Source organism: Amycolatopsis sp. NPDC003861, assembly GCF_053605405.1.
Genome location: NZ_JBSGJD010000019.1, coordinates 51,024 through 61,196, shown reverse-complemented (window position 1 = coordinate 61,196; position 10,173 = coordinate 51,024). Strand labels below are relative to the sequence as shown.

At 73.5% G+C, this 10,173-nt stretch carries 9 protein-coding genes and 1 tRNA gene; 4 read left to right on the top strand and 6 right to left on the bottom strand.

Annotated features, from left to right (window positions below):
• Positions 1–933: alpha/beta fold hydrolase (locus ACWEVN_RS07990; protein ID WP_452050689.1), on the top strand; the 933-nt coding region annotated here is incomplete at its 5' end.
• On the opposite strand, the gene ACWEVN_RS07985 is transcribed toward ACWEVN_RS07990, so the two are convergent.
• Positions 924–1,697, bottom strand: coding sequence for an SDR family NAD(P)-dependent oxidoreductase (locus tag ACWEVN_RS07985; protein ID WP_452050688.1), 774 nt, complete (start codon positions 1,695–1,697; stop codon positions 924–926). The two genes, ACWEVN_RS07990 and ACWEVN_RS07985, sit on opposite strands and share 10 nt — an antisense overlap.
• A gap of 121 nt (positions 1,698–1,818) precedes the next feature.
• Between ACWEVN_RS07985 and ACWEVN_RS07980 the strand changes: the two genes are divergently transcribed.
• Positions 1,819–2,658: a helix-turn-helix transcriptional regulator gene (locus tag ACWEVN_RS07980; protein WP_452050687.1), complete on the top strand. Its 840-nt coding sequence runs from the start codon at positions 1,819–1,821 to the stop codon at positions 2,656–2,658.
• Here ACWEVN_RS07980 and ACWEVN_RS07975 read toward each other — a convergent pair.
• The 4 genes from ACWEVN_RS07975 to ACWEVN_RS07960 all read right to left on the bottom strand — a co-directional run bounded on the left by ACWEVN_RS07975 (position 2,655) and on the right by ACWEVN_RS07960 (position 8,545).
• Positions 2,655–5,387 (bottom strand): P-loop NTPase fold protein, encoded by a 2,733-nt coding sequence (locus ACWEVN_RS07975; RefSeq protein WP_452050686.1) that lies wholly within the window; start codon positions 5,385–5,387, stop codon positions 2,655–2,657. The genes ACWEVN_RS07980 and ACWEVN_RS07975 overlap by 4 nt on opposite strands.
• A 65-nt stretch (positions 5,388–5,452) precedes the next feature.
• Positions 5,453–7,177, bottom strand: coding sequence for a selenocysteine-specific translation elongation factor (selB, locus tag ACWEVN_RS07970; protein WP_452050685.1), 1,725 nt, complete (start codon positions 7,175–7,177; stop codon positions 5,453–5,455).
• Positions 7,168–8,451, bottom strand: coding sequence for an L-seryl-tRNA(Sec) selenium transferase (gene selA, locus ACWEVN_RS07965; RefSeq protein ID WP_452050684.1), 1,284 nt, complete (start codon positions 8,449–8,451; stop codon positions 7,168–7,170). The genes selB and selA overlap by 10 nt, the downstream gene beginning before the upstream one ends.
• Positions 8,451–8,545: transfer RNA gene (locus ACWEVN_RS07960), tRNA-Sec, on the bottom strand. Before ACWEVN_RS07960 ends, selA begins: the two co-directional genes overlap by 1 nt.
• Before the next feature lie 54 nt (positions 8,546–8,599).
• On the opposite strand from ACWEVN_RS07960, the gene selD reads away from it, so the two are divergent.
• Positions 8,600–9,592 (top strand): selenide, water dikinase SelD, encoded by a 993-nt coding sequence (gene selD / locus ACWEVN_RS07955; RefSeq protein ID WP_452050683.1) that lies wholly within the window; start codon positions 8,600–8,602, stop codon positions 9,590–9,592.
• A gap of 58 nt (positions 9,593–9,650) precedes the next feature.
• On the top strand, positions 9,651–9,863 hold the full coding sequence (locus tag ACWEVN_RS07950) for a DUF2795 domain-containing protein (protein WP_449686595.1): 213 nt from the start codon (positions 9,651–9,653) through the stop codon (positions 9,861–9,863).
• Here ACWEVN_RS07950 and ACWEVN_RS07945 read toward each other — a convergent pair.
• Positions 9,860–10,150 (bottom strand): hypothetical protein, encoded by a 291-nt coding sequence (locus ACWEVN_RS07945; protein ID WP_452050682.1) that lies wholly within the window; start codon positions 10,148–10,150, stop codon positions 9,860–9,862. The two genes, ACWEVN_RS07950 and ACWEVN_RS07945, sit on opposite strands and share 4 nt — an antisense overlap.
• Between the last annotated feature and the right edge of the window lie 23 nt (positions 10,151–10,173).

The following is a 10,173-nucleotide window of genomic DNA, read 5'->3' as shown; positions in this document are numbered from 1 at the left end:
GCCGCACCCCGGATTCCGGGGTGCGGCAGCGGGTTCGTGTCCGGGGGACTGTGCATGTTCGAAGGCTTCACGCTGGAGCGCGTCCACGTCGGCGACGTGACGCTGCGGGTGCGTCACGGCGGCTCCGGGCCGCCGATCCTGCTGGTGCACGGGCATCCGCGGACGCACACGACGTGGCACCAAGTCGCCCCGCGGCTCGCCGAGCGGTTCACCGTCGTGTGCCCGGACACCCGTGGCTACGGTGAGTCCACCAAGCCGCCGACGGACGAAGATCACACGCCCTACAGCAAACGCGTCATGGCGGCGGACTGCGTCGCGCTGATGCGGCACCTCGGGCACGACGAATTCTTCGTGGCGGGCCACGACCGCGGCGCCTACGTGGCCACGCGCCTGGCGCTCGACCACCCGGACGTGATCCGCGGCGCGGCGATCCTCGACGCCGTCCCGATCGCCGAGGCCCTGGACCGCTGCGACGCGCGGTTCGCGCGCGAGTGGTACCACTGGTTCTTCTTCGCCCAGCCGGAAAAACCCGAGCGGGTGATCACCGCCGACCCCGACGCCTGGTACGACGTCGGCACGCGCAATGCCCCCGAGCGGCTCGGTGCGGAGAACTTCGCCGATTTCCACCGCGCGATCCACGACCCGGCCACGGTCACCGCGATGCTCGAGGACTACCGCGCCGGCCTGGGCGTCGACCGCGCCCACGACGACGCCGACCGCGCCGCCGGCCGGCGGATCACCTGCCCCACCCTGGTGCTCTGGTCGAGCGACGACGACCTGGAAGACCTCTACGGTGATGTCTTGGCCGTCTGGCGGCCGTGGGCGACCGACCTGCGCGGGCACGCGATCAAGTCCGGCCACCACGTCGCCGAGGAGAACCCGGAGGCCCTTGCGGCCGCGCTGGGTGCGTTCTTCGGCGGGCTTCAGCGGTAGCGGGAGGCGAGTTCCGGGCGCTGCCCGCCGAAAGCGGCGAGGTCGGCCCGGAAGACGGCGTCGAGCAGGCCGGCGTCCTCGACCCCCGGGGCGGTGACGACCTCCCCGAGTTCGAAGCCGCGCAGGGACGCGGTGACGACGTCGGCGGCGGTCATCCGGGGCACCGCGCTGAGGTCGAGGCCCTGCCGCTCGTGGAATTCGGTGGCGACGACACCCGGGCACAGCACCTGCACCCGGACGCCGGTGCCTTCGAGCTCGGCGTTCAGGGTCTGGGACAGGGTGACCAGGTAGGCCAGCGAACCGGCGTAGACGGCCCGGCGGGGCAGGACGGAGGCGTCGGCGGGGCCGCTGAACGCGATCATCCCGGCCACGTTGACGATCTTCCCCTCGCCGCGTTCCTGCATGCCCGCGACGGCCGCGCGGGTCAGCATGGTGGGCGCGGCGACCTTGACGTGCACGAGCTCGCCGGCCTTGCCGGCGGGCAGCTGGGCCAGCGGCATGTAGTGGGCGACGCCGGCGTTGTTGACCAGCAGGGTCAGCGGCTCGGCGGCGCACAGCGCGGCGACGGCCGCGACGCCGTCGTCGGTGGCCAGGTCGGCGGCCACCGTGCGGATCTCGACGTCCGGGTGGGCGGCGGCGAGCTCGGCGAGGCGGTCCTCGCGGCGGCCGGTGACGATCAGGGCGTGGCCGTCGGCGGCGAGGCGGTCGGCGAAGGCCCGGCCGATGCCGGAGGTGGCGCCGGTGACGAGGGCGAGCTGGTTCATGGGATTCGTTCCTTTCCGTCGCCACCACCATCGGCCCGCGGCGGGGACTCAGGAAGCGGCCGGGTTTTCCTGGGAGCGGCAGTACCAGGACAACCGGCCGGCCGGCTTGCACAATCGAGGTATGGCGAACACCGGACTCGGCACGGCCCTGCGCCACTGGCGCGACCGCGTCCCGCCCCAGGCGGCCGGCCTGCCCGCGGGCCGCCGTCGCCGCGCCGCCGGGTTGCGCCGCGAGGAACTGGCCCAGCTGGCGGGTATTTCCGCCGACTACGTCGTCCGGCTCGAGCAGGGCCGCGCCACCAGCCCGTCGGCGCAGGTGGTCGAGGCGCTGGCCCGGGCGCTGCGCCTCACGCGGGACGAGCGGACGCACCTGTTCCGCCTGGCCGGGCTCGTGCCGCCGGGTCCGGGCACGGTCCCGCGCCACATCACTCCGGGCGTCCACCGCATGCTGGACCGGCTGGCCGGTACCCCCGTCGCCGTCTTCGACGCGGCCTGGAACCAGCTCCTGGTCAACCCGCTGTACACGGCGCTGATGGGCGAATGGCACGGCGACGACCTCAACGGCGTCCGGCGCAATTTCCTCAGCCCCAACGCCCGGGTGCGCGACACCCCGGAGTCCCGGGACGCGCTCCAGGCGGCCCTGGTCGCCGACCTGCGCCGCACGGCCGGCACCTACCCCGGCGACGTCGGCCTGCGGACGCTCATCGCCGACCTCCGGCAGCACAGCCCGCGCTTCGCCGAGCTGTGGGAATCGGGCGCGATCGGCCGGCACGAAGCCGCCCGCAAGACGATCGACCACCCGGACGTCGGCGAGCTGACCCTGGACTGCGACGTCCTGAGCGTCGCGGGCAGCGACCTGCGCATGATGGTGTACACGGCCGAGCCGGGTACCGAGGCCGCCGACCGGCTGGCGCTGCTGGGTGTGCTCGGGACGCAGTCGCTGGCCGAGGACCGGCGTTAGCCCGCTCCGCAGCAGCGGCGGATGGCGTCCTCGGTCAGCGGGCCGTGTACCGGGTCGCCGACGACCGCGCGCAGCTCCTTGCCGCGGACGACGTCGAGCAGGTGTTCCGGGAACAGTTCGGGACACCACTGCGGCTCCCGGATCCCGAGGACGGACGCCGGGCGGCGTTGCAGGTGATCGGCGACCGCCGGCCAGCGGACCCGCAGGACGGCCCACAAGGCCAGCAGCCCGGTCTCGGGAGTCTGGCCCTCGAGCGTCCGGACCGCACGCAGGATGCTGTAGGTGTTGAGGAAAAGCTTGATCTCCCGCGGGTTGCTGCCGATCAGCGGCGCGAACTTCCGCAGCATGTGCTCGGTGTTCGCCTGCGTCTCCGGCGCGGCCACCGCGCGGACCGCGTCGACGGCCACGGCGCTGCGGATCTCCGGCTCGGCGATGGCGTCCAGCGCCGCCAGGATCCGGCCCTCGTCGCCGGCGGCGGCCTGGATCCTGCCCCTGGCCTCGACGGCGGCGGGCGCCTTCCGCAGGTCGGTGTCACCGTCGGTGACGTTCAGGAGGTGACCCAGGAACCGTCGCTGGGCCGCGGTGCCCAGGGCCGGCATCGGCACGGTCAGCTGGAAGAGCTTGTCCATGAACTGGTAGCCCAACCGGCCGGCCGGCTGCCTTCCCTCTTCGTCGAACTCCGCGTACCACGTGCTGAAGCTCTGCCGGATCCAATACCCGTCCGCGCTGACGACGACGTAGGCCGCCGGAGGCCCGCCGCCGCGGCCACCGGGGGCGGCCCGCAGCAGCGTTTGGACGGCTTCGAGGACTTCCACCACGTAGTCGTGCTTGCACCGGTCGAGGTCGTCGATGAACAGGACGACCGGCTTGCCCGACTGGCGGAGCAGCCAGTCGAAGTGCTCGGCGACCCGGCCCATCGGGTTCGCGCCGGTCTGCTCGAACAGCCGCGCGCCACCGGCCGAATCCCACAGCAGGACCCGGCCGGCCACCCGGACACCGGGCCACAGCACGCCGACCGCCGCGATCGCCGAAAGTGCCACCTTCAGCCACTCGGAACCGGGCTGCTGGGTCCCGACGATCGCGCGGACGAGCAGGCCGACCCCGCCCGCGCACAGGACCAGCAGGATGGCCGACAGCACGAACGGTGCCCCCGAGCGACGGGCCCGCGCGGCCAGTTCCTTGAGTTTGAGCCGCCGCTGCGCCCACCAGCCCCGGTCCTGCACGATCGCGTTGCGGACCGCCGTGAGCAGCGCCCACCACGGCGGCGACAACCGGGACTGCTGCCAGGCGTCGAACGGCGTGACGAGCAGGCCTTCACCCGTGAGCCGCCGCCCCAGCAGGCCCAGCAGCGTGCTCTTGCCGGCGCCCCACTCGCCGTCGACGTGCACGATCAACGACGTGTCCGGGTGCCGCTCCCGGGTTTCCACGATCCGGGCCGCGAGCACCTCCGCCAGCGCGTCACGTTTGAGCAGGTCCACATCGGTGGGTGTGTCGGTCGTCCACTCGACGTCCGACTTCTCCTGGACGTCGGGGCGGTCCACGCGCTTTTCGGCCGGCGGCGCAGCCCGTTCTTCTTCGGCCATCGGCGAGGCGTCGCGGGCCGCCCGCTCGACCAAGCCGGCACCGGCCGGTTGGCCCTCTGCGCTTGCCAGCTGGAAGACCTGGTAGCAGAGCCTGATGATCGTGCGCGCGTTGCCGCCGGACAGTTCCACGATGCGCGCGACGGCTTCTTCGGTGAACGGCTCGAGACGGCGGTGTCCGGAGAACTGCTCTTGCCTCAGCTCGATGAGGGATCGGACCGCAGCCACCGAGAACGGCGACATCTCGATGACCCGGCCGATGCGCTGCCGGACCTCTGCCCTCAGCACTTCGAGGAAGTCCGGGGTTCCGAGTAGGACGAGCAGGGCACCGAAAGCAGAAAACACCTCCAGCAGCTTTTTGAGGGTGATCTGCGCGTCCACCCCGCCGAAGTCACCCGGCCACAACGCCTCCACGTCATCGATCACCAGCAGGAGTTTCCGGCGCCGGGCGCCGTGAAGCCGCACGATCGAGCCGAACGCCTCCATGGCCGCGATTTCCGTACCGATCGGCTGGGTGATTCCATGTTCCGCCAAGGCCTTGCCGGGTCCGTACCCGGAGAGCCATTCCCACGCGGCATCTTTCAGATCGGCTCGAATCAACAACGCGAGTGCGTCGGCAAAATCTCCATTCAAGACGACATCGCGCAGCTTCCGGTCGAGACTTCTCGACAGCTCTGCCGCGCTCAACGAGACCCGCTCGACGGCAGTGGCCGGATCGATTTCGAGGTTTCGGAGCTGGTGAATCCACGCCTCTTGAGCTGGACCAACGGATTCGGCGGCGTCGGCCACGATATCCACGTAATACATCTGGACCAGACCCGCGATGTGGTCGACACCCAGTTGATCCATGAAGCGCCGGTAGGTGGTCAAGAACCTGTCCCGCGCCTCTAGGTAGAAACCGGAGACGGTGTCGGGCTTCACCGAATCCAGCAGGCTCAGCGCAAGGTGGGTCTTGCCGGTGCCGTGCTCGCCGACGACCGCGAGCACATTGCCCTGCCAGACATTGTCTGCCAAATAGCTGTCGAGGGCGGCATGAGCCAGGCGAACCGCGTCGGTCTGGATCGTCATCTCGGAAGCAGCCGGATCGGCCGCGATGGCCATCGGGGAAAACGGGTTCCCGGCCGGGGCATTCTCGTTCTCGACGCTCATGATCTTCCGGGTGCGGAGGCGGACAGTCAGCGAAGTATGCCCGCCGTTTCCGCGAGGAGAAAGGCCTAGCCCCTCGTGCGGCGCGTACCGTCGCCGAGCGGCTCGGTCCGGCCCGCCGCGTCCAACCTCTCCAGCAGCGGGATCATCACCCGGCGCGTGCTGTCGAGGGCTTTGCGGGCCTCCGACACCGTGAACGGCTGGGGCAGCCGGCGCAGCTCCGCCACCGCCCGCTCCGCCACGTCCGGGCCGAGCACCACCCCCTCGGCGACCGCCGTCAACCGGCCCAGGCGGACGGCCGCTGCCAGCTCTCGGCGGCCGAGGCCCAGTGCTCGCAGCTCGTCCGCCTCCGGGGCGCGGAACGGGTGCTCCGCGAGCCGTTCCGCCACCACTTCGAGGGCCTTCTCCACGGCCGGGGCCAACCCGGCTTCGGGGCGGCGGACCAGTCCGCCTGATACCTCGAACCCGGTCCCCCGCAGCACCGGCACGACCAGTTCCGGGGCCGGCAGCCCGAGCCGCTGCCGCACCGCCTCCACCGGCATGCCCGCGGCCGTGCTGTCCCACGCGCCCACCACCGAGGCCGCCCGCGCGCGCGACACCGCCAGCCGCTCCTCGTCCGCGCACCACTCGCCCAGCCGCTCCCCCGTCGGGCGCAGGCCCATCGCCGCGAAGTCCCCGACAGGCACGAAACCCTTGCGGCGCAAATAGACCCGCGCGAGGTCGGGCTCGGTCAGCTCGTGACCGCGGGCCCGGGCCGCGCCCCGGCGGGACAACGCGGGCGGGTCGACGTCGAGGACGTCGAACCCGGCGGCGATCCGGTGCTCGCCGGGGTCGCGCAGGAGGCCGCGGTCGCCGGTGCGCAGCGGCAGCGCGGCCGCCGTGGTGAGCCGGGCGGTGTCCGTCCCCAGTGGACGGACGTGGACCGGCACGGCCGCCGTGCCCAGGTGCAGCACCAGCTCGCGGTGCAGGTCCGCCGCGGCCGCGCCGCGCAGGCGGACGTCGAACTCCGTCGTGGTGCGCCAGCGGCCCGGGGTGAGCAGGACGTCACCGCGGCGGACGTCACCGCGGGCGGTGCCGCGCAGGTTCACCGCGACCCGGGCCACCGCGCTCACCCGGTCGTGGGGTTCGCCGAGGGCCTGCAGGGCACGGACCTTCACCCGCGCCGGCCCCAGCAGCAACTCGTCGCCCGTGGCGATCGTGCCGGCGGAGAGGGTGCCCGTGACGACCGTGCCGGCCCCGGAAACCGTGAAGGCGCGGTCGATCCACAGCCGGACGTCGGCGTCCGGGTCGGGGGCCGGGAGCCCGGCCGTGAGCTCGGCGATCGCCGCGCGCAGACGGTCGAGGCCCGCGCCCGTCCGGCCGCTGACGGCGACGCTCGAGACGGCCCCCAGCGACGTCGCGGCGATCTCCCGCAGCGCGAGGGCCGTCGCCGCGGCCGGGTCGGCGCGGTCGGCCTTGGTGACGACCAGCAGGCCACGGCGGACGCCGAACGCGTCCAGCGCCGCGAGGTGCTCGGCCGACTGCGGCATCCAGCCCTCGTCGGCGGCGACGACGAACAGCACCGCGGGGGCGGGCCCGGCGCCGGCGAGCATGTTCGGCACGAACCGCTCGTGGCCCGGCACGTCCACGAACGCGACGTCCTCCTCGCCGATCCGCGTCCACGCGAAGCCGAGGTCGATGGTGAGGCCGCGGCGGCGTTCCTCGGCCCACCGGTCCGGTTCCATCCCGGTCAGCCGCCGCACGAGCGTGGACTTCCCGTGGTCGACGTGCCCGGCGGTGACGATCACCCGCATCGGCGGACGGCTTCCCGCAGCGTCGCGTCCTCGTCCGGGCGCACGGTCCGCAGGTCGAGCAGGCAGCGGTCCTTGACGACCCGGCCGGCCACCGCCGGCTCCCCCGTGCGCAGCGCGGCCGCGTACCGGGCCGGCAGGCTCACCGCGACGCTGGGCAGTTCGACGCCGGGAGCGCCCCCGCCGCCGACCGCCGCCACCGACACGACCACCTCGGCATCGACGTCACCGAGGGTCTTGACCAGCGCTTCGGCCCGTTCCCGCAAGCTCGCGACGGACGCTTCGAGCGCCGCGCGCACCGGCGGTTCCGGCCCGCGCAGCGTCGCTTCGAGAGCCGCGAGGGTGAGCTTGTCGACGCGCAGGGCCCGCGCGGCCGGGTGGCGCCGCAGCCGTTCGACGACGTCGGTGTCGCCGAGCAGCAGGCCGGCCTGCGGGCCGCCGAGCAGCTTGTCCCCGCTGGCCGTGACGATCGTGGCGCCCGCCCGCAGCGCGCTCGCCGCGTCGGGTTCGTCCGGCAGGAGCGGGTGCGGGGCCAGCAGGCCGGAGCCGATGTCGGCGACCAGCGGCACGCCGAGCCCGGCCAGCTCGCCGAGCGTCGCCTCCGCGGTGAACCCGGTGACGCGGTAGTTGGACGGGTGGACCTTGAGCACGAACCCGGTGTCCGGGCCGATCGCCGCGGCGTAGTCGCGGGCGGTCGTCCGGTTCGTGGTCCCGACCTCACGCAGCCGCGCGCCGGTCGATTCCAGGAGGTCCGGGATGCGGAAGCCGTCGCCGATCTCGACCAGCTCGCCCCGGCTGACGACGATCTCCCGGCCCGGGGCGAGGGCGAGCGCGCAGAGCAGCAGGGCGGCCGCGTTGTTGTTGACCACGTGCACGCCACCGGCGTCCGGCACGGCCGCCTGCAGCGCCGCGAGGGCGCCGCGGCCCCGGCGGGCGCGCTCGCCGGTCGTGAGGTCGAACTCGACGTCGGTGGCGCCGCCGGCCGCGGCGAGGGCGTCGAGTGCGGCGGCCGAAAGCGGGGCCCGGCCGAGGTTGGTGTGCACGACGACGCCAGTCGCGTTGACCACCGGCCGCAGCGAGGACGCGCCCGCCGGCAGCCGCGCGAGCACGGCGTCGGCGACGGCGTCCGGGGCGATCTCGCCCGCTCGCGCCGCCCGCTGGACGTCGTTGACCATGGCTTTCACCAGGTCGCGGCCGAGCGTCCCGGCGGCCTTGGCGATCCGGGGCTCGGCCAGGAGCGCGTCGGTCCGCGGGATCGCGCGGCGCGGGTCAGGCATGGCGGAGGCGGACGGGAATCGAACCCGCCAGCGGCAGAACCTGCCGTTCGACGGTTTTGAAGACCGCGCCGGTCACCAGGCCGGATACGCCTCCCTGCACCATGGCAGCCATCCTGCCAAGTTCGCGCCCGGCGGGCACGATGAACCGGTGGGTTACCGACTGACGCAGTACGCGCACGGCGGCGGCTGCGCGTGCAAGATCCCGCCGGGCGAACTGGAGGCGGCCGTGGCCGGCCTGACCGGCGCGGCGCCCGTGGCGCCACCGGGTGAGCTGCTGGTGGGCCTCGACACCGGCGACGACGCGGCCGCGGTCCGGATCTCCGGCGGCACCGCGCTGATCGCCACCACGGACTTCTTCACCCCGGTCGTCGACGACGCCTACGACTGGGGCCGGATCGCCGCGGCCAACGCGCTGTCCGACGTCTACGCCATGGGCGGCACCCCGGTGGTGGCGGTCAACCTGCTGGGATGGCCGCGCGAGACGCTGCCGTTCGAGCTGGCTGCCGAGGTGCTGCGCGGCGGCCTCGACGTCTGCGCCGAGGCGGGCTGCCACCTGGCGGGCGGCCACAGCATCGACGACCCGGAGCCGAAGTACGGCCTCGCGGTGACCGGCGTCGCCGATCCGTCGCGGCTGCTGCGCAACGACGCGGGCCGCGCGGGCGTGCCGCTGACGCTGACCAAGCCGCTCGGCGTCGGCGTGCTCAACTCGCGGCACAAGGCCACCGGCGAGCGGTTCCCGCAGGCCATCGAGGCGATGACGACGCTGAACGCGCCGGCGTCCCGGGCCGCGCTGGCCGCCGGGGCGGTGTGCGCGACCGACGTGACGGGGTTCGGCCTGCTGGGCCACCTGCACAAGCTGGCGCGCGCGAGCGGCGTCACGGCCCGGCTGGACCCAGCGGCGGTGCCGTACCTGGAGGGTGCGCGGGAGGCGCTGCGCGACGGGTACGTCAGCGGCGGCACCCGGCGGAACCTCGACTGGGTGCGCCCGCACGCGGAGCTGTCCCGGATCTCGGAGGAGGAGGCGCTCCTGCTGGCGGACGCGCAGACGTCGGGCGGGTTGCTGGTGGCCGGGGAGCTGCCGGGCCACCCGGTGATCGGGACCCTGGAGCCGCGGTCGGACCACACGATCGTCGTGAGCTGAGTTTCCGGCCCGCGCGCCCCGGGTAAGCGGGGTGGGGAGAACGATGAGGAGGTGTGCGATGCCCGCTCCGGACCGGACCAGCCTCGAGCGGCACCTGTCCGACACCGAGTACCCCTGCGGTCGCGACGAGCTCTTGCGCCGAGCCGCGGCGGCGGGAGGCGGCGACTCGGTGCTGGGCTCGCTCGGCGGGCTACCGGACAGCGACCGCTACAACGACTTCGACGCGGTGTGGGAGGCGGTGTCCGCCAAGCACATCGGCGGGGCGCCCTAGGAGAGCCGTTCCACGGCGTCCCGGGCTTCGCGGAGGTCGGCGCCGGTGCGTTCGCGGTAGGCCTTGATCGCCTGGATCTTCTTGCCCTGCCGCAGCAGTTCGGTGACCTCGGCGAGTTCCGGCTCCGCGGTGGGCACGCCGAGCCGCTCCGCGATCGCGTCGAGCTTCCGCTCCACCCGGGCGAGCCGCCGATCGACCCGCCCCAGCCGCCGCTCCGTGGCCGACGACGCCAGTCCGACGACCGCGACCAGCGCGACGACACCGAGCAAGAGCATCCCGTAGTCCATACCGCGGCATGCTACGTCCGGAA